Genomic DNA, 19,800 nt, shown 5'->3' with positions numbered 1-19,800 from the left:
GCCCCTTACGCCAGCCCGGCCTGCTGCTGCCCGGTCCGACGCGCGGACGCGATGGCGCCGTCGTCGAAGCCGAGGAGCCGGCCGAGCCGCTCCACCAGGGCCTCCTCGAACTCGTCGACCCGGCCATCCGCCGCCGCGACCGACCACGCCATCGCGAGAAGCTCCCGGCGCTCGGTCGTGTTGGCCTCGTGGGGGATCATCTCGACGAGGCTCGCCACGTCGCGGGTCTCGGAATCCATCGCGGCGGCGCGTGCGATCAGCGCCCGCGCCGCCTCCGGACCGTCCGCGTAATGGCCCTGCACGAGGCGGGACAGGCGCTCGCTCTCGGAGGCCGCCAGGATCCCGTCGACCCGCGCCACGTGGACGAGGAGCGCGGTGGCCGCGAGATGCGTGTCGTCCACGGCCTCGTGCGTGCCGACGCCGAGGGCTTCGGCCGCGTAGGCGCGCAGGCGTGCGATGAGGGACATAAGGGCTCCGAGGCGGATGCCAATCGATCGTGCAACGCACAGTTCGGGCCGGCGCCTCTCGCCGTCAAGCACGGCACCGCCGATGGAGGCGGGGCGTGGCCGCGCTGCATCGCCCCGATCTCAGCGCCGCGCCGCCGCGTTCGAGCCGGCGACCAGCTCGGCCAGGATCGCGTCCGCCGCCCTGACGACGTCCGGCCCGGCCTCGGCCGGGGTGCCGGCCCGGAACGGCGGCTCCGGGGCGTATTCGGCCACGAGCTGCGCGGTCCGGGCGTAGGCGGATCCGCGGAGGCGCGCGGCCAGCGCCAGCCCGAGATCGAGACCGGCCGAGATCCCCGCGCCGGTCATGCGGTTGCGATCGACGACCACGCGCTGCGCCACCGGCTCGGCGCCGAGGAGCGGCAGCACCGTGTCGCGCACGCACCAGTGGGAGGTGGCGCGGTAGCCCCGCAGCAGGCCGGCCGCGCCCAGGATCAGCGATCCGGTGCAGACGCTCGTCACCCAGGCGGCCCGCTCCGCACGATCCCGCAGGACGGTCAGCAGCCGCGCGTTGCGCATCTGCGCCGGCGTCCCGTCGCCCCCCGGCACGAACAGGACGTCGAGGTCCTGCGGGCAGGTTTCGAAGCTGTGCGTGGCCAGCAGCGACAGGCCGGTATCGCTCACCACCGGACCCGCCGCCTCGGCGACGAGGTACAGGCTGCCGGGGGCCAAACCCGCGAGCAGATCCTGCGGTCCGACGAGGTCGAGGGCGGTCAGCCCCGGATAGAGCACCATCGCGATCCGGACCGGTTTTTCCTCCGGGATCAGGCCCGGAGCCTCGTCCGCCCGTGCAAGGGCCGGCCAGGCGGCCGCTGCCGCGACCGCGGCGGCGATGAGATCCCGGCGGCGCGGACCCGCCGGCCCTGTCACGACCGGCGCGTCACAGCGGCCAGGCCGCGTCGCGGTAGGCGCTGTCCCAGAACATCCATTCGAGACGGGTCGCCTGCGTGAAGGCGCGGTGCATGCGCGCCCGCTCGCCCGCGCCGACATCCTGGGCCGCCCGGTCGGCGGCGGCGATCATGGCGGCCACCGCTTCGGCGAAATCCGCACCCGCATAGGTGTCGATCCAGGCCCGGTACGGATTGTCGGGTTGGGCCCGGGCGAAGATGTCGTCGCCGACCGCCTTGTAGATCCAGAAGCAGGGCAGCAGGGCAGCGCAGACCACCGGGAACGGTTCGGCATAGGCGGTGGCGAGCAGATAGTTCACGTAATGGTCGCAGGCCGGCGTCAGCGGCGTGGCGGCGAAGGTCGCGGGCTCGTGCCGTAATCGCGGAAGAAGCCGCCGTGCAGGGCGCGCTCCACCACGATGGCCTCCTGCGCGGCCGCGGCGAACTGCACGATCCCGTCCGGATCCGGCGCCTTCGCGGCGGCGAGGCTGAGCGCCCGGCCGAAGCCGACGAGGTAATGCGCATCCTGCACGATGTAGTGGCGGAACCTTTCCTGCGGCAGCGTGCCGGCGGCGAGTTCGGCGTTGAACGGCATCGACCGGATTTTTTCGTAAGCGCCGACGTTGCGCGCCCAGGCTGCTTCCGAGAACGTGCCCTTGTGGGTAGGGTCGGCCATGTCAGCCCTGCCGCTGGGCGTGCGTGACGGCGACGTGGATCAGCTCGGCCAGCGTCCGGACGCCGAGCTTCTGGCGCATCTGCGAGCAGGCATTGGTGACGGTCTTGTAGCTCACCGACAGGTCGCTCGCGATGGCGCCGTAGGACCGCCCCTGCGCGAGCCGCGCCAGGATCTGCTGCTCGCGCGGGGTGAGCTGCGATTCCGGGGTGCGCCGGGCGTCGGCCCGCAGCATCGCGACCTCGGTGGCGAGCCGCCGGTCGAGATAGACCTCGCCGATCCGCACCTTGCCGAAGGCCTCGAACAATTCGGCCGAGGCGTGATCCTTCAGGACGTAGCCGAGCGCCCCGGCTTCGAGCGCGCGGGCCACGATCACCGGGTCGTTGTGCATGCTGAACACGAGGATCCGCGTCTCCGGCGCGACCGCGCGGATCCGGCGGATCAGGCCGAGGCCCGCCATGCCGCTGCCCTGGAAGGTCAGGTCGCAGATCACCACCGGCGGGCGGAGCCGGTGGAAGATCCGGTAGCCGCCGACCACCGTGGTCGCCTCCGCGATGGTCTCGACGCCGGCATCCTCCAGCACACGGCGGCAGCCCTGCAGGACGATCGGGTGATCGTCGATCACGAGGACCGGAAGGCGGGTGGCGGCGATGTCGATCTGGGAGGCGATGGCGTTCATGCGCTCGGTGAAGCGTTCTCGTCGACCCGGTCCGGCGGAACGGGGATCACGATCCGGACGATTGCGCCGGGGCCGGCATTGTCAAGGGCGAAGGTGCCGCCCAGGGCCTCGACGCGCTCGCGCATCCCCGACAGACCGAGCCCGGTGCCGTGCTCGTTCGGGATGCCGGTCCCATTGTCGCGGATGGTGACCGTCAGATGGCCGTCACTCTCGGCGGCCTCCGCCTCGACCCGGGTGGCGGCGCCGTGTCGCACGGCGTTGGTGGCGCTCTCCTGCACGCAGCGGAACACGGTGAGGTCCACGAGGTCGCCGTAGCCGCGCGCCAACCCGTCGAACCGGCCGACGAACTCGAGGCCGGGGTGGCGCCGGGCGAAGCCGCGCAGGAGGAGATCGAGGCAGGTGGCGAGCGGCGCCTGCCCGAGACCGTGCGGCCGCAGACGGTTCAGCAACTCCCTGTTGACGGTCTGGACCTGCCCCACGATGGCGCTGATCTCGGCGGCCCGCGCGGCGAGCTTCTCGCGGCTCGGCTCGGTCGGACCCGAGGCGATCCGGGCGATCGAGGCGGCGTTCGCCTCCAGCGCGAACAGGCAGGGACCGAACTCGTCGTGGAGTTCGAGGGCGGTGCGGCGGCGCTCGTCGTCCTGCGCGGTGAGCAATTGCCGGTTGAGGCGCCCGTTGGCGGCGCGGACCTCGCCGAGGGCCGCCGCCACCTTGTTGAAGCGCTCGGCGATGACCGCGAGTTCCCGGGCGCCGGGGGCCTCCAAGCGGGCGGTGTAATCGTGGTGCTCCAGCTGCGTCAGGCCGGCGCCGAGCCGCCGCAGGGGCGCCAGGATACGGCCGAGGGCGACGTAGAGCGCGATCAGCATGGCGACGTTGATCGCCGCGGTGGTCAGCGAGAGCGCCCGGGCGTAGCCCCAGATCTCGTCGATCTCGTCGAGGGGCTGGGTGGTGATCTGCGCGGTGCCGAGACGCTGCCCGTTCACGGTGATCGGGAGGGTGTGGCGCTCGATCGGCGGCATGATCAGGTCGGCGAACCAGCGCGGCGCCTCGCGCGGGGCGCGATGGGCCTCGGCCGGGCTGCCGATGCGCGTGCCGGAATCGTCGAGGACGGCGACCCGGACGTGCCGCAGCACCTTGAAGCGCAGGTCGAGGGTCTGGAGCAGGCTCTCGGGCGGGGTCGTCTCGGAAAGGCGGATCGTGTCGGCGACCAGCGACTCCACGGTCGCCAGCGAGGCCCGGGTCTCGATCCGCACCGCGTTGCGGGCGTTGAGCACGATCACGCCGCAGGAGATCAAAGCCGCCAGCGCGTCGATGAGCAGCACCACGGCGACGAGCCGCGCGCGGGTCGACCACATGGCCCAGGGCCAGCGCCCGGGCCGGTTCGCGGGCGTATCGGGCATCGGAAGATGAGTCGGTCGCGCGTCCACGCCGAGAGCCATAGCGGGCAGGCAGGCGAAGTCCATGCGGCCCCTGTCGATACCGGGCTTCCGAGGCGCCGATCGATGACGGATCGTTAAGCCGTCGCAGCATATCCTGTGGATAGAGCTGGCTCGACTGGCCCGCGCCCAGACTTAGACCGACATCATTGCGCCGTATTGCGGCTCCTCTACTGGCGACAGAGTCGAACCGCCTCCGGCTGGATGGAGGAAGGCGATCGGTCATGGGGGCCCGGTCGCGCGCAGCGCACATCGTGTCAGAGACCCCGGACCATGATCGATCTCGCTCTGGACCCCTCTGAGACCCGGGAGACCCGGGAGACCCGGATTCCGGCAGCGCCCCCGCGCCGTGCGCTCAACCTGCGCATCGTTCTGTTCGGGCTGGCCGGGATCGGCGGGCTCGGCGGCTTCGGGGTCGCCGCCTCGACGCTGATGGCCGGGCTCGCCGCGCCGCCCCCGATGAAGATCACCGCCGCCCCGGGCCGGGCCGAGGATTGGCCCGACCTGAAGGACGGGCTTCCGGCCGTGGCCGGAACCGTCGCGGCCGCGGCCCCGGAGGTGAAGCCTGCCGAACCGGTGGCGCCGGCCCCGCGCATGGCATCGCTGCCCGAGGCGTTCACCCCAGCGGCCGCGCCGGGCAAGGTCCTGGCCGTGGCGCCCGCCAAGGCCGCGGCAGCGCCGCCCGCCAAGGCCGCGGATGCCCCCGTGCCGCCGACGCGGCGCATCCCGACGCCGACCCCGGTGGCACCGCTCGCGGCGGCCCGTCAGGTCGTCCCGCTTCCGCCGAGCCGCACGGCCGCGCTTCAGGCGCCGCGCCCGTCCGAGACCGTGCGGGCTCACGTGCTCACCCACGCGCCGGCCGAACCGGCCGCCAAGCCCGTCGCCGCCGCGGCGCCGTCGGCACCGCCGGAGAGGACCGCGAAGCCGGCCGCCCAGACCGTCGCCGCCAAGCCGGCGCCGATGAAGACGGCGCCGATGAAGACGGCCGAGAAGGCCAAGCGCACCGCCTCCGCCACCGTCGCGCAGGCCGAGACCGCAGAACCGGAGGAGACGGAGGTGCTCGGGATCAAGCTGCCGTCCCTGGCACCCGCCGGCCGCAAGCTGAAGGAGAGCGTCGACGCCCTCGGCGATGCGGTGAAGAGCGTGTTCTGATCGGTTGGCGTCACCGATTTGAGCCGATGGGCCGCCGGACAGCCCGCGCATCCCCCCTCTGTGGGAGAGGATGGCTCCTGCGTCAGCAGGGGTCGGGAGGGGGGAACGCGGCGTCAGGAAAGGTCGCGGCCTTGAAACAGCGCAGAGCTTGATTCTGCACCGTTGCTCCCCTCTCCCGACCCCCTTCGGGGGCCACCCTCCTCCGCAAAGGGGAGAGGGAGAGATGCGGGGCCGTTCGCGCCTGTTCTCCGACGAAAATGCGTGGGGCCGCAGGTCGATGCGAACGCCGCAGTGGCGCGAGCCCGTCCGCCCTAGCCCTGGCCCGAATGCCGATCCGGCTTGCGCTCCGGCCGCGGCCCGGTCCGCTCGACCTTGCGCTGATGCTTGCCGGCCCGTGGGCTCGCAAACCCCTTCGGCCCGCCGCGGCCGGGCCGCTCGGCCGGTGCGCCATCGCCCGACAAAGCCTCGACCTGGATCTCCGGCGAGCCGTTACGAGCAAAAGCCTCGGCGAAGCGCGCCGCCGCGTTGCCGCGCACCTCGAACTTGGTCTCGCGGTCGAAGATCCGGATCGCCCCGATCTCCTGGCGGCCGATCCCGCCCCGGCGGGTGAGCATCGGCAGCAGGCGGCGCGGGTCGGCGTTGTCGCGGCGGCCGAGATTGAGCCGGAACCAGACGGCGGGTCCCATGGCGGCGATCCGCTCCGGATCCATCGGATCGTAGGGCGGCCGCTCGCCCCGGGGCGCGCGCCCCTCCCCCGGATCGCTGACCTCCTCGGGGGCCGGCAGGCGGGTGCGGTAGACCCGCGCCAGCAGGGCGGCCAGTTCCTCGGGGCTCTTGCTGGCGAGCAACGTCCCGGCCAGCGCGACATCCTCCTCGGCCGGCGGTTCGGCGAAGAGCGGGTCGGACAGCATGCGCTCGCCGTCGAGGCGGCGGATCTCGTCGGCCGAGGGCGGCCCCGACCATTCGGGGCTGACCTTGGCGATGGCGAACATCTGCTCGGCCCGGCGCCGCCGGGAATTCGGGATCAGCAGCACCGAGGTGCCCTTGCGCCCGGCCCGGCCGGTGCGGCCGCTGCGGTGCTGCATCACCTCGGCGTCGTGCGGTAGATCCGCGTGGATCACGAGGCTCAAGCTCGGCAGGTCGATACCGCGGGCGGCGACGTCGGTCGCGACGCAGACCCGGGCGCGGCCGTCGCGCAGGGCCTGGAGGGCGGCGTTGCGCTCGCCCTGGCCGAGCTCGCCCGAGAGCGCCACCACCGAGAAGCCGCGCTCGGTCAGGCTCGCCTGAAGGTGGCGGACGGCGTTACGGGTGTTGCAGAACACGATCGCGGTCTTGGCATCCGCCTCGCGCAGGAGGTTGAGCACCACGTGCTCGGTCTCCCGCGGCATGATCCGCACCGCCCGGTAGGCGATGTCGGCATGGCCCCGCGTCTCGCCCTTGATGGCGAGCCGGAGCGCGTCGCGCTGGTAGCGCTCGGCCAGGGCCTCGATGCCCTTGGGCAGGGTCGCGGAGAACAGGTAGGTCGCCCGCTCCGGCGGGGTCGCCGAGAGGATGAACTCGATATCCTCCCGGAAGCCGAGATCGAGCATCTCGTCGGCCTCGTCGAGCACCACGGCCCGCAGCGCCGTGGGATCGAGGTTGCGCCGCTCCAAGTGATCGCGCAGGCGGCCCGGCGTGCCGACCACGATATGGGTGCCCTCGGCCAGCATCCGGCTTTCGCGGCGCGGATCCATGCCGCCGACGCAGGCCGTGATCCGGCCGCCAGCCAGACCGTAGAGCCAGGACAGCTCGCGCTGCACCTGCAGGGCGAGTTCCCGCGTGGGCGCGATCACCAGGGCGAGGGGCGCCGCCGCCGGCGGCAGGGCCTCGGCGTCGCCGATCAGCATGCCGGCCATGGCGAGGCCGTACGCCACCGTCTTGCCGGAGCCGGTCTGGGCGGAGACGAGGAGGTCGCGGGCACCGGCGGCCGCCTCCAGCACCGCGGCCTGGACCGGGGTGGGATCGGCGTAGCCGCGGTCGGAAAGGGCCCGCGCGAGGGGGGCGGGCAGGGTCGGGAAAGGCAAGCTTCGGAAACTCTCAACGGCCGCGCCGCGCTCGACTGCGCGCCATCGCGCGGCGGAGGGTTCAGGCACCGGACTTTACTCGGATCCCGGGAAAGTAGCGCCAACCGGGCGCGCTGACCACTCCCGCAGCAGCATGGGGCGGTTGCGCACACATCCCGCGCGCAGCAGCCCTGGCATCCACGAACATACGACCTAAGAAACAGTCAAGTCTCGCACAGTGCGGGCGCGACGCGGCTCGACCGGGAAACGGCACCGACATGATGGCAGCGCTGCGGGTGGCGGTGGCCTGGGCGACGGTCCTCGCCTTCGCGTGGTTCGGCAAGGGCTGGCTGGCCGACCTGTCGCAGCCGCTCTTCGCCCTGGGGCTGTTCGCGTGGCTGCTCGCGGTGATCGTCTGGGCGGCCTTCGGCGTGGTGCACGAGGCGGAGGCGATCGCCCACCGGCTGGGCGAGCCGCTCGGCACTCTGGTGCTGACCCTCTCCATCGTCATCATCGAGGTGGCGCTGATCTCGGCCGTGATGCTCTCGGCCAAGGACGCGCCGACGCTCGGCCGCGACACGATGTTCGCCGTGCTGATGATCGTGCTGAACGGCGTGGTCGGGCTCGGGCTGCTGGTCGGCGGCCTGCGCCATCACCAGCAGCGCTACAACCTGCAGGGGGCCTCCGCTTTCCTGTCGGTGATCATCCCGCTCACCACCATCGCGCTGATCATCCCGAACTTCACGCGCTCGACCAGCGACGGCACGCTGACGACGCTGCAGGCCGGGGCCTTCTCGGTGTTCACCCTGGCGCTCTACGGCGTCTTCCTGCTGATCCAGACCGGCCGCCACAGCGAGTTCTTCATCGACGCCGAGGCCCGCGACGCCGAGCATCCGGCCGAGGCCGCCTCCACCGCGGGCGGGGGCGTGGCGAAGCCTGTCGGCCTGCTGCTCGCCAACGTCGTGCCGATCGTGATCCTGGCCAAGAGCCTCGCGGTGATCCTCGATCACGGCATCGCGGCGCTGGGCGCCCCCTCGGCGCTGGGCGGCGTCCTGATCGCCGCCATCGTGTTCACGCCGGAGGGGATCTCGGCGCTGAAGGCGGTGGCGCGCAACGAGCTGCAGCGGGCGATCAACCTGTGCCTGGGCGCGGCTACCTCGACGGTCGGCCTCACCGTGCCGGCCGTGCTGGCGATCGGGCTGCTCACCGGGCAGACCGTGGTGCTCGGCCTCAAGCCCACCGAGATGACCCTGCTTGCCGTGACGCTGATCCTCAGCGCCCAGACGTTTTCCGGCACGCGCACCACGGTGCTGGAAGGCGCGGTGCACCTCGTGCTGTTCTTCGTCTACCTCGTGCTGATCTTCAGCCCGTAATCCTTGCGCTCAGGCCCCGAACCGCTCGGTGCGGATCACCCCCGGCGCCACGCCTTCCGCCACGATCAGGTCGGAGGCCGCCGCGACGAAGCGGTTCGAGCCGCAGAGAAACACCTTGCCGGGCGGCCCGGTCCGGCGCAGCGCCTCGGCGACGAGGCCGGCATCGATGCGCTTGCCGCTCGGGTCCCGCGTCGTCGCGAGGTGGAGCGAGAAGCTCGCGTCCTCCGCCGCCAGCCGCTCCAGCTCGGGCAGCGCGATCGCCTCCGCCCTTGTGCGGACGGAGTAGACCAGGGCAGCCGGGATCTCCCGCCAGCCCTGCGCCCGCCGCCGCAGCATCGCCAGCAGGGGCACCACGCCTGAGCCGCCGCCGCCGAGGAGCAGCGGCCCCCCATCCGGACCGTCCCACGAGAACGAGCCGCCGATCGGCCCGCGCAGTTCCACCCGATCACCCACTTCGGCGACGCCGGTGAACCAGCCCGAGACCTCGCCGTCCGGCAGGGCCTCGATCATCAGCTCCAGCGTGCCGCTGCCGTCCGGGGCCGAGGCGATGGAATAGCTGCGCTGCGCCTGATAGCCGTCCTCGGCGGTGAGCCGGACATCGACGTGCTGGCCCGCCCGGTAGCTTTCCGCCAGCGGACAGCGCAGCCGCACGCTCGTCACGTGGGGTGTGACCGGCGCGAGCGCGACGATCTCGGCCCGGTGCCAGCGGAAGACGACCGCCTCAGTCACCGGTGTAGCGCTGCTCACGCCAGGGATCCCCGTACATGTGGTAGCCGCGCAGCTCCCAGAAGCCGGCGGTGTCGGTCTTGGTGAAGCGCAGGCCCTTCACCCATTTGGCGCTCTTCCAGAAGTAGAGGTGCGGCACGAACAGCCGGGCCGGGCCGCCATGGTCCGGGTGGATCGGCTGGCCGGCATAGCGCGTCGCCACCAGGGCCCGGCCGCCGACGAGATCGGAAACCGGCACGTTGGTGGTGTAGTCGTCGTAGGATTCCGCCAGCAGATACGGCGTCGGCGCCGCGATCCCGGCATCGGCGAGCAGGTCGTCGAAGCTGACGCCCTCCCAGTCGGTATCGAACTTCGACCACTTGGTGACGCAGTGGATGTCCCCGTGCCACGTGGTCCGGGGCAGCGCCTCGAACGCCTCCCAGCTCCAGGTCTTGATCGGGCGGGAGCCGTCGCGGAGCGTGAACTGCCACGTCGCGCGATCGACGGTCGGGTTCGGGCCGATCTGGAGGATCGGGAAATCGTCGGTGAGATACTGGCCCGGCGGCAGGCGCGCGCCGGTCTCGGGCGGCTGCCTGCGTCCAACGAAACCCCGTGTCACCATGCCGGCCTCCGCTGCGCGCGTTTCTGCGGGTGTGGTGCGGCGGAACACCCCACGTCAAGCCGCCGCGACCCGTGATGTGCGGCCGAACAAACGCCCCAAAGCTGGGGTGTGCTATCCGGATTGTGCCGATGAGCGGCACGAATCGCCTGCATTCAGGGGGATGTCATGAAGTACCTACTCGCGACGAGCCTTGTCGTCGGGAGCCTCGCCACGCTCGCGCCGGCCGCCCAGGCCCGTGACGGCATCGGCGCCGGCGGCGCGGCGGCCCTCGGCGTGCTCGGCGGCCTCGCGGTCGGCGGCGCCATCGCGTCGGCCAACAACGGCTATTACCCGGGCCGCCCGGTCTACCGCGCCCCGCCGCCGGTCTACGTCGAAGAGGATTACGGCCCGGTCTGCCACTTCGAGCGCCGCCGGACGATCGATCCCTACGGCGACGTCTATATCCGCCGCGTCCGCGTCTGCGAGTAAGCGGCCTCGGGCGCGGGCTCGACGGCCCGCCCCGGCTTCAGCCGCTCGGCGCAGGCGATGCCGCCGAGCACCAGCGCCAGGGCGATCCCTTCCGTCGCCCCGAACGGCTCGCCGACCAGCAGGACGGCGAGGATCGCGCCGAAGATCGGCACGAGGTTGACGAACAGGCCGGCCCGGTTCGGGCCGATCAGCTCGACGCCGCGCATGAAGAAGAGCTGCGACAGCAGCGAGGGCCCGAGGCCCACGAAGGCCACCATGGCCCAGCCCTCCGGACCCGGCCAGACAGCGTGGCCGGCGACCCACTCGACGGCGAGCGGTGGCAGCGAGGTCACGAGGGCGGCGACCGCCATGGCGGCGAAGAAGGCCAGCCCCGAGACCTTGGGCCGTGTCGGCAGGAAAACCGTGTAGCCCGCATAGAGCAGGCACGCCCCGAATACCAAAACATCGCCGCGGTTGAAGGCGAGGTGCGTGAGCACCGCGAGGTCGCCGTGGGTGGCGGCGAGGCCTGCGCCGATCAGCGTCAGGACCACGCCCGCCATCTGCCCGGCCGTGACCGGAATCCGGTAGGCCACGCGGTTCAGCACGATCACCAGAACCGGGATCGCCCCCTGGAACAGCGCGAGGTTGATCGCCCCGGTATAGGCGCCGGCCGCGTAGAACAGGCAGTTGAAGGCTGTATAGCCCAGGCCGCCCATCAGCAGGATGCGCAGCCAGTGGGGGCGCAGCACCGGCCATTCCGCGGCGAGCTTTCGCCCGGCGAAGGGCACGAGCGCCGTGCAGGCCACCGCCCAGCGCAACGTGGTGATGACCTGGGGCGAGATATGCCCGGGTGCCCAGCGACTGGTGACCGCGTTCCCGGCCCAGAGCAGCGCCGTGAGCGTGAGCAGACCGTAAGCGGGCGCGGCCGAAGGTGTGCGGGCCGCCCGCTCCGAACTCAACGGCGGCGGAACTGGCCGCCCCGGACGGGCGGACGCGGGCCGGAGGAACGCTCGTCCTTGTGGCGGAACACGAGGCGGCCCTTCTCGAGGTCGTAGGGCGACATCTCGACCGTCACCCGGTCTCCGGCCAGCGTCTTGATGCGGTTCTTCTTCATCTTGCCGGCCGTGTAGGCCACGATCTCGTGGCCCTGGTCGAGCTGCACGCGGTAGCGCGCATCCGGCAGGATCTCGATGACGAGACCATCGAACTGCATCAATTCTTCTTTTGCCATGCACCTTCTCCAGTCGGACCGTCCGGCAGCAGGCGTTCCGGCAATACGTCTCGGGTTGTCATCGAGCTCGGGAAACGCCGCAGGGCGCGGATCCGATCCGACGGATCGACCGCGCCAGCTCAGCAGCACCGCCTGCATTTAGTCGCCGCAGGAACCGGCGGCAAGTCGTGGCGGCGACTCAGAGTTTCGTCATCGACACGATTGACCGGCTTTCACGGCTCAGCGGGCTCGTGCCCGGCAAAGTCGAGGCGGCCGTCCGGCGTCCGCCGCCATACCCGCAGCACGACGGGGCCGCCTGTGCGGTCGCCGATCCGATCGCCCCGCGCGTCGAAGCCGACCGGCCCGAGGATCGTGCGGATCGGCGGGTTGCTGCGCAGAGCCCCGGCCACCTTGCGGCCATCGGCGATCCGGCCGGTCTTCGGATCGGCCGCGCGGGCGCGCTCGACCGCCTGATGGAGCAGTTCCACCGCCGCGTAGGCGCCGGCCGCCACGCTCTCGGCCTCCGGGCTGCGCGCAACCGGCTTGCCGCCCCGGGGATCGGGCAGGCGCGGCGGATCGGGGGCGAGCGTCATGACGGTGCCCTCCCCCGCCGGGCCGGCCGCCGCCGCGAAGCCCGGATCGAGGATGCCGTCGCTCGCTACCAGTGTGGCGCCGAGGCCCGCGTCGCGCATGGCCTGGAGCAGGGTCGCGGCTTCGGGAGCGAGTCCGCCGAAATAGACCGCCTCGACCCGCGCCGCCTTCAACCGGGCGACGAGATCCGAGAGGTCGCGCGTGCCGCGCGGAAAACCGTCGAACAGCACCTCCGGTGCGCCGGCCTCCTTCAGCTGCGACGCCACCGCGTCGGCGAGGCCGCGGCCGAAGGTCGAGCGGTCGTTGAGGATGCCGACGCGGCGCCCCGCGAAGGTCTTGGCGAGATAGGCCCCGGCGGCCCGGCCCTGCTGCGCATCGCTCGGCGCCAGCCGAAAGACGTTCCAGAGGCCCCGGCCGGTGAGCGGCGTATAGGTCGCGCCCGGCGTCAGCATGACGGCCCCGGCATCCTCGTAGACGGGCGACGCGGCCGCGACCGCGGCGGATTCGAATGGCCCGATGACGAGGCGCACGCCATCCGCCGTCAGCTTCCGGGCGACCGCGACGGCCTGCTTGGCCTCTCCCGCATCGTCGGCGGGCACCAGCACCAGCCTGGGGCGGCCGCCGGCTGCGCGGTTCAGGTCGGCCACCGCCTGCTCGGCCCCCTGCCGGAGCCCCTGGCCGAAGGCGGCGTCCGGGCCTGAGAGCGGGGCCGAGAGGCCGATCCGCACCGGCGCCTGCGCGGCGGCCGGCGCCGCAGCCAGGGCGAGGAGGCCCGCGAGGGCCAGGGTGACGCGTCGGTTCATGGCGGCACTCTATGGCCCGGCATAGGGGTTCCGGAAGAGCCGCTTCCCCGCACGCTCGATGCGGCCCGGAAGGCAACGGGCCATGCACCCTGTGGGCGTGTCGGGAGACTGATCCGCGCACAAGCGCTGGCGGGCGGGCGCGATGTGCGGAATAAGGGCCTCGCCCCGGCCCGTCGCCGGGCGTGCCGGGACGCCACGGCGTTACCGCGACCAAGACCCTCTGGGACGATTGACGATCATGACCTCGCTGTTCGCCGGCATCCAGGACGCGCCGCTCGACCCGATCATGCGCCTGTTCGAGGCCTTCAACGCCGACCCGAGCCCGAAGAAGCTCAACCTCGTGGTCGGCGTGTACACGGATGCGGAGGGCAAGGTGCCGCGCCTGCGCGCCGTGCAGACCGCCGAGAGGCGCTGGATCGAGAAGGGCCTGCCGAAGACCTACCGGCCGATCGAGGGCACCAAGCCGTTCCGCGACGCGGTGCAGGAACTGCTGTTCGGCAAGGGCGCGCCGATCCTGTCCCAGAACCGCACCGCGACGCTCCAGAGCATCGGCGGCACCGGCGCCCTGAAGACCGGCGCGGACGTGCTGGCCAAGCTCTATCCGAACGCCAAGGTGGCGGTGAGCAACCCGAGCTGGGAGAACCACAAGGCCCTGTTCACCCAGGCCGGCTTCACCGTGGTCGACTATCCCTACTTCTCGGCCGAGACCGGCGGCGCCGACTACCCGGCCATGAAGGCCTATCTCCAGGATCTGCCGAAGGGCTCGATCGTGGTGCTGCACGCCTGCTGCCACAACCCGACCGGCGCCGATCTCAGCCTCGACGAGTGGCGCGACCTCGTGCCCCTGATGGCCGAGCGCGGCCTGATCCCGTTCCTCGACATCGCCTATCAGGGTTTCGGCAACGGCCTCGACGCCGATGCCGAGCCGGTGCGCCTGTTCGCCGAGTCGGGTCAGGAATTCCTAGTCGCTTCCTCGTTCTCGAAGTCGTTCTCGCTCTACGGCGAGCGCGTGGGCGCGCTCACCATCGTGGCCGAGAACCCGGCCGCGAAGGCCAAGGTCGAGGCCTTTGCCAAGCGCCTCGTCCGGGCGAGCTACTCGAACCCGCACACCCATGGCGCCGCGATCGTCGAGATCGTGCTCACCGATCCGGAGCTGCGCGCCGATTGGGAGCGGGAGCTCGCCGAGATGCGCGACCGGATCCGCGCCATGCGCGAGCGGATGGCCGACAGCCTGCAGCAGCGCCACCCCGAGCGCGGCTTCGATGCCATCAAGGCGCAGAAGGGCATGTTCTCCTACACGGGCCTCAGCCCCGCCGAGGCCACCCGCCTGCGCGAGGAGCACGAGGTCTACGCGCTGGAAACCGGCCGGATCTGCGTGGCGGCAGTCAACAGCCACAACATCGATCACGTCATCGACGCGATCGACGCGGTGGTGAAGGGCTGACCCCGTGGCGGCCCTCAAGCGCGTCTGCCGGTTCAACGTCTGGATCAACCCGGTCTTCGACGAACGGCTGAGGGCCGAACCCGATATCGACCTGCAGGTCGGCGACCTGCAGGGTCCGGAGGACGCGCTGCGGGACCTGCTTCGGCAGGCGCATGTCTTCCACGTCTCGCCCGCGCGGGACGAGGTGCCCCGCCGCTGGCACGTCACCGACGCGCTGCTGGCCGAATGCCCGAACCTGCTCGCCGTCTCGTCGGCGGGCGCGGGCTTCGACACGGTCGATGCCGCCGCCTGCACCCGGGCCGGCGTGGCTGTGGTCAATCAGGTGGGCGGCAACGCCCAGTCGGTCGCGGAGCTGGCGATCGGCCTGATGCTCGCCGTCTCCCGCAAGATCTGCGTGTCGGACCGGCTGCTGCGGACGGCGCGCGGCTTCTCGCGGGAATCGCTGATGGGCCACGAGATCGGCGGCGCGACCCTCGGCCTCGTCGGCATCGGGCATACCGGCCGCGCGGTCGCCAAGCTCGCGCGCGGCTTCGACATGCGGGTCCTGGCCTATGACCCGCTCTTGTCAGCCGAGGAGAGCCGGGCGCGCGGCGCGGAGCCGGTGGACCGGGCTCGGCTGCTCGCCGAGTCCGACATCGTGTCCCTGCACTGCCCGCTCGACGACACCACCCGCGGCAGCTTCGACGCCAAGGCCTTCGCGGCGATGAAGCCGGGGGCGCTGTTCATCACCACCGCCCGGGGCGGCGTGCATGACGAGGCGGCCCTTGCCGAGGCGCTGACCTCCGGACATCTCGCAGGCGCAGGCCTCGATGTCTGGGCGCCGGAGCCGCCGCCGTTGGATTCAGGACTCCTCAAGCTCGACACCGTGGTGGCGACCTACCACACGGCCGGCGTCACCCACGAGGCGCGCCGCAACGTCGCCACCTGGGGCGCCGCGCAGATCATCGGCCTTCTCAAGGGCGAGCCCCCGCCGCGTCTGGTCAACCCGGAGGTCTGGCCGGCGGTGCTGGAGCGCCGGGCGCGGCTGCTGGGCTGAGGTTCTAGCGGCCTGGATCCAACCCCACGACCTCATCCTGAGGTGCTGCGCAGCAGCCTCGAAGGAGACTTCCAGCCGGCCGCGCGATCCCTGGAGGGCTCCTTCGAGGCCTCCGCTGCGCTCCGGCACCTCAGGATGAGGGGGTGGGTTGGATGTCCCGATCCTGGATCCGCTACTAAACCGCAGCCCGCATCCAGCCGAGCCCCGCCTCGGTGCCGGCCGCCGGATGGTACTCGCAGCCGACGAAGCCGGCATAGCCCACTTCCTCCAATGCCGCGAAGATCGGATCGAACGCGATCGTGCCGCTCCCAGGTTCGTGCCGGCCCGGATCGTCGGCGATCTGGACATGGGCGATCAGCGGCGCGTGGGCGCGGATCAAAGCCGCCGGGTCGTGGCCCAGGCAGACGCAATGATAGGCGTCGAACAGCAGCTTGACGTTGTCGCGGCCGATGGTCCGGATCGCATCGACTGCCACCAGCGGATCGTCGATCACGTAATTGGCGATCGAGCCCGGGCCGATCGGCTCGACGATCACCGTCATGCCCCGCGCCTTGGCGGCGTCGGCCGCGAAGGCGAGGTTGTCGAGGTAGGTGTCCCAGAGCCGCGCCGGCTCGACCCCGGCCGGACGGACGCCCGCCATCGGGTGGACCATCCGGCAGCCGAGCTGTTCGGCATAATCGAGCGTCGGCGCGATCGTGGAGCGGTAATATTCGATCCTGTCGGGCAGAGCCGCAAAACCCTTCTCGCCCTTGGAGGCGTCGCCCGCCGGAAACCCCGTCTGGACCAGCGGCACGCCCGCCCGCTCCAGCCAGCCCGCCACCTCTTTAGCCGGCGTCGCAAACAGGTTCGGATGCTCCACCGCCCGGAAACCCGCCCTGGCGGCGGCCGCGAAGCGCTCGGCGAGCGGCAGTTCCGTGAACAGGAAGCCGCAATGGCCGCTGAGGCGGTCCTTGAAGGCACGGAGCTTCATGGGTCAGGCGCTCCGGCCGGTCTCGATCATCGCGCGCATCCGGTCCACCGCCGCGTGGGGGGCGGTCAGGACCGGGACGGACACCGCCTGCCGCACCGCCTCGGCGGCCCGGGAGGTGGAGAAATGCGCCAGCATGATCGCATCGCAATCGGCGAGTTCCGGCGCGCGTTCGGCGATCAGGCGGTTGTGGGTTTCGGCGTCACCCGCACGCAGGCGCGCCATGGCGTCGTCCACCAGGATCGTCCGCAGGGTGGCCGGGCGCCCCGACTGGCCGACGAATTCCTCGAACTCGTCGGTCATCGTTCCGATGGAGGGGCCGAAGGTCGCCAGCATGCCGATGCGCTCACCCTGCGCGATCGCCGCGCGGAACATCGCCTCGTTGGGCTTGAGCACCGGCACCGGCACCGTCTCGATAAGCCGGTCGATCGCCGGCCCGAAGGCCGAGCAGGTGATCAGGATTCCGTCCGCGCCCATGTCGTGGCCGTAGCGGCCGAACCGCACGAACCGCTCGATCATGCCCTGCGAAATCTCGCCGGGCTCCTTCGCTCGGTCGAGGGACAAGCCGTCATCGAGGAGGTTCACGGTCTCGGCCGCGGGCCACGTCTCCGCGAAGGCGGCCTGGATCGGCGCCATGGCGACCGGCGTCGCGTGCAGGAGGACGATGCGGGGCGCCATAGGATTGTCCGGGTTGAGCGCGGGGGCGGTCCACGCGTTGTAAGCGATTTCAGAATGGTGGCACAATAGCGCACATCAGCCGGCGCCACGCCGGGGCGGTGCCGTGCTGGCGCGCAGGATCAGCTCGGCATCGATCTCGGTGAGCCGCACCACCGGGCGCCCCTGGATCCGGGCGATCAGATGGTCTCCGGCGGCATGGCCGATCTCGGCGGAGTGGATGCGGATCGTCGTCAGCGGCGGATCGAGGAAAGGCGCGAAATCGGAATCGTTGTGACCGATCACCGACAGGTCGCCCGGCACCGAGAGCCCGCGGGCGCGCGCCTCGATCATCGCCCCGAAGGCGATCTGATCGGTACCGCAGATGATCGCGGTGGGCGCCGGCCCGCCGGCCAGCATCTGGCGGAAGCCGTCGCGGCCGCCGCCGATCCCGTAGGAGATCTCGATGTCGTGCTCGGGCGCGAGCCGCAGCCCGCGGGCCGCGAGCGCCTGGGCAATGCCGGTCACCCGGGCGCCGCCCCGGTCGTTGTCCTTGCGCTGGCCGGAGATCACGCCGATCCGGCGATGGCCGAGATCCATCAGGTAATTGGCCGCCCGGGCCGCTGAGGCGGCATTGTCGAACCCGACGCAGGGGTGCTCGCGCGACAGGCTGAAGGTCTGCACCATGGGGATGCCCGAGCGGGCGATCCGCGCGTAGAGATCCGGGTGGTGGATGTCGCCGACCAGCATCAGCCCGTCGACGCCCCGCTCCAGCAGGAAGGTCGCCTCGCGCAGCTCGTCCTCCAGGTCGTAGCCGGCATTGGCGGCGATCAGTGTGTAGCCGGCCTGCCGCAGCCGGTCCTGCACGCTCGACAAGACGCGCACGAAGGCCTCGTTCTCGATGTTGGGCACGACCGCGCCCACCGCCATGAACCGGCGCGTCGAGAGCGCCCGGGCGGCGCCGTTTGCGACGAAGCCGAGATCCTGCGCGGCGCGCATCACGGCCTCGCGCTTGTCGGCCCGGACCCCGGCGGAGCCGTTGAGCACCCGGGAGACCGTCGCGGTGGAGACGCCGGCGCGGCGGGCCACGTCCCGCGCCACCGGGCTGCGCCCCGGCGGTTCGAGGATGTCGTCCGGCAGATCGAGCACCGCTTTCTTATCCCGCAGCCCGAGGGGGGTCCGGCAGTATATTGACACTCCTTTGGCCGGCTGGCTATCTGAAAGCGCTTTCAGAAACCGTCCCTCGTGACGGAGCGCAGGAAAACCTGATGGCGACACTCGACCACCCTGCCTCCGGCGGCCGTGCAGCGGAGCGCCAGTCACCGACCGTGGGCGGGGCCGACGCCACCGCGGCGGGCATCGCCGCGCCGCAGGCGATCGTCACCAGCCTCAAGCGCAGCGACGCGGTCACGCCCTACCGGTTTCGCGACCTGCTGGCGCTCGACGATTTCGAGCGGCACGCCAAGCGGCTCCTGCCGCCGATGATATTTCAATACGTCTCCGGCGGGGTCGAGACCGGGTCCGCCCTGGCGCAGAGCCGCGGCGCCTATGCCGATTACGCCCTCGTCCCCCGGCTGATGCGCGATACCTCGGCGCGCGACACCGCCACCACGCTGTTCGGCCAGACCTACGCGGTCCCCTTCGGGATCGGCCCGCTCGGCGGCGCCGCCTTCATCGCCTACCGGGGCGACCTCGTGCTGGCGGAGGCGGCGCGGCGGATGAACCTGCCGATGTGTCTCAGCGCCTCCTCGCTGATCAAGCTGGAGGATGTCTACGCCCAGAACCCGCAGGCGTGGTTCCAGGGCTATCTGCCCGGCGACCAGAACCGGATCGACCGCCTGCTCGATCGCGTCGCGGCCACAGGCTACCGGACCTTCGTGGTCACCGCCGACACGCCGACGCTCGGCAACCGGGAGCACAACACCCGCAGCGGCTTCTCCATGCCGATCAAGGTCACGCCCAAGGTCGCGTGGCAGAGCGCGACGCATCCGCGCTGGCTCATCGGCACCGTCGCGCGCACCTTCCTCAAGCACGGCGCGCCGCATTTCGAGAACACCGAGGCCGAGCGCGGCCCGCCGATGATGTCGCAGGGCGCGGTGCGCAACACCATCGCGCGCGATCAGCTCTCGTGGAAGAACCTGGAGGCGATCCGCGAGCGCTGGACCGGCAACCTCCTCGTGAAGGGGCTGCTTGCTCCGGAGGATGTCGAGATCGCCCGGGAGTGCGGCGCCGACGGCGTGATCCTCTCGACCCATGGTGGCCGCCAGCTCGACTACGCCGTCGCACCCCTCGACGTGCTGCCGGAGATCGCCGCCCGGAAGGGCGGGCTGAAGATCATCGTCGACAGCGGTATCCGCCGGGGCACCGACGTGATGAAGGCCCTCGCGCTCGGCGCCGACTTCGTGCTGCTCGGCCGGCCCTTCATGTTCGCGGCGGCACTCGGTGGGGCGGCCGGCGTCGAGCACGCCATGCGGATCCTCAAGGAGGAGCTCAACCGGGACATGGCCTTGATCGGGATCAACCGCCTGTCCGAGCTGAACCCCGATTTCCTGCGCCGCGTCGCCCGAAGGACCTGA

Annotated in this window: 19 protein-coding genes and 1 pseudogene; 6 read left to right on the top strand and 14 right to left on the bottom strand. The window is 71.6% G+C overall.

Features of this window, described 5'->3' with window-relative positions; all coding sequences use genetic code 11:
* Positions 1 to 5 precede the first annotated feature (5 nt).
* From FVE89_RS09785 to FVE89_RS09765, 5 genes and pseudogenes are all read right to left on the bottom strand, one after another.
* Positions 6 to 467 carry a TerB family tellurite resistance protein gene (locus FVE89_RS09785; protein ID WP_160533824.1) on the bottom strand — a complete coding sequence of 154 codons (462 nt, stop codon included), beginning with the start codon at positions 465 to 467 and terminating at the stop codon, positions 6 to 8.
* A 120-nt stretch (positions 468 to 587) separates the two neighbouring features.
* Positions 588 to 1,238: a DJ-1/PfpI family protein gene (locus FVE89_RS09780; protein WP_160533891.1), complete on the bottom strand. Its 651-nt coding sequence runs from the start codon at positions 1,236 to 1,238 to the stop codon at positions 588 to 590.
* Positions 1,239 to 1,383: 145 nt separating this feature from the next.
* Positions 1,384 to 2,066 (bottom strand): annotated as a pseudogene (locus FVE89_RS09775) (TenA family protein).
* Position 2,067: 1 nt separating this feature from the next.
* On the bottom strand, positions 2,068 to 2,742 hold the full coding sequence (locus tag FVE89_RS09770) for a response regulator transcription factor (RefSeq protein ID WP_160533823.1): 675 nt from the start codon (positions 2,740 to 2,742) through the stop codon (positions 2,068 to 2,070).
* The gene (locus FVE89_RS09765) at positions 2,739 to 4,142 is read right to left on the bottom strand and encodes an ATP-binding protein (protein WP_246730572.1); all 1,404 of its coding nucleotides are present in this window, start codon (positions 4,140 to 4,142) and stop codon (positions 2,739 to 2,741) included. Before FVE89_RS09765 ends, FVE89_RS09770 begins: the two co-directional genes overlap by 4 nt.
* Before the next feature lie 309 nt (positions 4,143 to 4,451).
* Between FVE89_RS09765 and FVE89_RS09760 the strand changes: the two genes are divergently transcribed.
* Positions 4,452 to 5,330 carry a hypothetical protein gene (locus FVE89_RS09760; protein ID WP_160533822.1) on the top strand — a complete coding sequence of 293 codons (879 nt, stop codon included), beginning with the start codon at positions 4,452 to 4,454 and terminating at the stop codon, positions 5,328 to 5,330.
* A 311-nt stretch (positions 5,331 to 5,641) separates the two neighbouring features.
* Here FVE89_RS09760 and FVE89_RS09755 read toward each other — a convergent pair whose 3' ends face one another.
* Positions 5,642 to 7,393, bottom strand: a complete 1,752-nt coding sequence (locus FVE89_RS09755) for a DEAD/DEAH box helicase (RefSeq protein ID WP_160533821.1) — start codon at positions 7,391 to 7,393, stop codon at positions 5,642 to 5,644.
* Between the two features lie 257 nt (positions 7,394 to 7,650).
* Between FVE89_RS09755 and FVE89_RS09750 the strand changes: the two genes are divergently transcribed.
* A complete protein-coding gene (locus FVE89_RS09750; protein WP_160533820.1) occupies positions 7,651 to 8,745 on the top strand; it encodes a calcium:proton antiporter in 1,095 nt (364 codons plus the stop codon).
* Positions 8,746 to 8,754: 9 nt separating this feature from the next.
* Here the strand turns inward: FVE89_RS09750 and FVE89_RS09745 are convergent, their stop codons facing one another.
* Positions 8,755 to 9,492, bottom strand: coding sequence for an FAD-binding oxidoreductase (locus FVE89_RS09745; protein WP_160533819.1), 738 nt, complete (start codon positions 9,490 to 9,492; stop codon positions 8,755 to 8,757).
* Positions 9,467 to 10,072 (bottom strand): sulfite oxidase-like oxidoreductase, encoded by a 606-nt coding sequence (locus FVE89_RS09740; RefSeq protein ID WP_160533818.1) that lies wholly within the window; start codon positions 10,070 to 10,072, stop codon positions 9,467 to 9,469. The genes FVE89_RS09745 and FVE89_RS09740 overlap by 26 nt, the downstream gene beginning before the upstream one ends.
* Positions 10,073 to 10,237: 165 nt before the next feature.
* Between FVE89_RS09740 and FVE89_RS09735 the strand changes: the two genes are divergently transcribed.
* Positions 10,238 to 10,540, top strand: a complete 303-nt coding sequence (locus FVE89_RS09735; RefSeq protein ID WP_043382873.1) for a hypothetical protein — start codon at positions 10,238 to 10,240, stop codon at positions 10,538 to 10,540.
* On the opposite strand, the gene FVE89_RS09730 is transcribed toward FVE89_RS09735, so the two are convergent.
* The 3 genes from FVE89_RS09730 to FVE89_RS09720 form a co-directional block, all read right to left on the bottom strand.
* Complete coding sequence (locus tag FVE89_RS09730) at positions 10,510 to 11,478, bottom strand: DMT family transporter (RefSeq protein ID WP_160533817.1); 969 nt, start codon at positions 11,476 to 11,478, stop codon at positions 10,510 to 10,512. The genes FVE89_RS09735 and FVE89_RS09730 overlap by 31 nt on opposite strands.
* Entirely contained in the window at positions 11,475 to 11,750 is a 276-nt protein-coding gene (gene infA / locus FVE89_RS09725) for a translation initiation factor IF-1 (protein WP_012320343.1), read from the bottom strand. Before infA ends, FVE89_RS09730 begins: the two co-directional genes overlap by 4 nt.
* 212 nt (positions 11,751 to 11,962) lie before the next feature.
* Positions 11,963 to 13,123: a branched-chain amino acid ABC transporter substrate-binding protein gene (locus FVE89_RS09720; RefSeq protein WP_160533816.1), complete on the bottom strand. Its 1,161-nt coding sequence runs from the start codon at positions 13,121 to 13,123 to the stop codon at positions 11,963 to 11,965.
* Between the two features lie 238 nt (positions 13,124 to 13,361).
* On the opposite strand from FVE89_RS09720, the gene FVE89_RS09715 reads away from it, so the two are divergent.
* Together FVE89_RS09715 and FVE89_RS09710 are read left to right on the top strand one after the other, a co-directional pair.
* Positions 13,362 to 14,567 carry an amino acid aminotransferase gene (locus FVE89_RS09715; protein WP_160533815.1) on the top strand — a complete coding sequence of 402 codons (1,206 nt, stop codon included), beginning with the start codon at positions 13,362 to 13,364 and terminating at the stop codon, positions 14,565 to 14,567.
* Positions 14,568 to 14,571: 4 nt separating this feature from the next.
* On the top strand, positions 14,572 to 15,603 hold the full coding sequence (locus FVE89_RS09710; protein ID WP_160533814.1) for a hydroxyacid dehydrogenase: 1,032 nt from the start codon (positions 14,572 to 14,574) through the stop codon (positions 15,601 to 15,603).
* Positions 15,604 to 15,778: 175 nt separating this feature from the next.
* On the opposite strand, the gene FVE89_RS09705 is transcribed toward FVE89_RS09710, so the two are convergent.
* From FVE89_RS09705 to FVE89_RS09695, 3 genes are all read right to left on the bottom strand, one after another.
* Positions 15,779 to 16,573, bottom strand: coding sequence for a TIM barrel protein (locus FVE89_RS09705; protein WP_160533813.1), 795 nt, complete (start codon positions 16,571 to 16,573; stop codon positions 15,779 to 15,781).
* 3 nt (positions 16,574 to 16,576) lie between these two features.
* Complete coding sequence (locus tag FVE89_RS09700; protein ID WP_160533812.1) at positions 16,577 to 17,248, bottom strand: aspartate/glutamate racemase family protein; 672 nt, start codon at positions 17,246 to 17,248, stop codon at positions 16,577 to 16,579.
* A gap of 75 nt (positions 17,249 to 17,323) precedes the next feature.
* Positions 17,324 to 18,373, bottom strand: coding sequence for a LacI family DNA-binding transcriptional regulator (locus FVE89_RS09695; RefSeq protein ID WP_160533811.1), 1,050 nt, complete (start codon positions 18,371 to 18,373; stop codon positions 17,324 to 17,326).
* A gap of 119 nt (positions 18,374 to 18,492) precedes the next feature.
* Between FVE89_RS09695 and FVE89_RS09690 the strand changes: the two genes are divergently transcribed.
* Complete coding sequence (locus tag FVE89_RS09690) at positions 18,493 to 19,800, top strand: alpha-hydroxy acid oxidase (RefSeq protein ID WP_160533810.1); 1,308 nt, start codon at positions 18,493 to 18,495, stop codon at positions 19,798 to 19,800.

The sequence above is a fragment of the Methylobacterium sp. 2A genome, from assembly GCF_009806555.1.
Lineage (GTDB): Bacteria > Pseudomonadota > Alphaproteobacteria > Rhizobiales > Beijerinckiaceae > Methylobacterium.
Note: the sequence above shows the minus strand (reverse complement) of the source record. Positions and strands in the feature narration are given on the sequence as shown.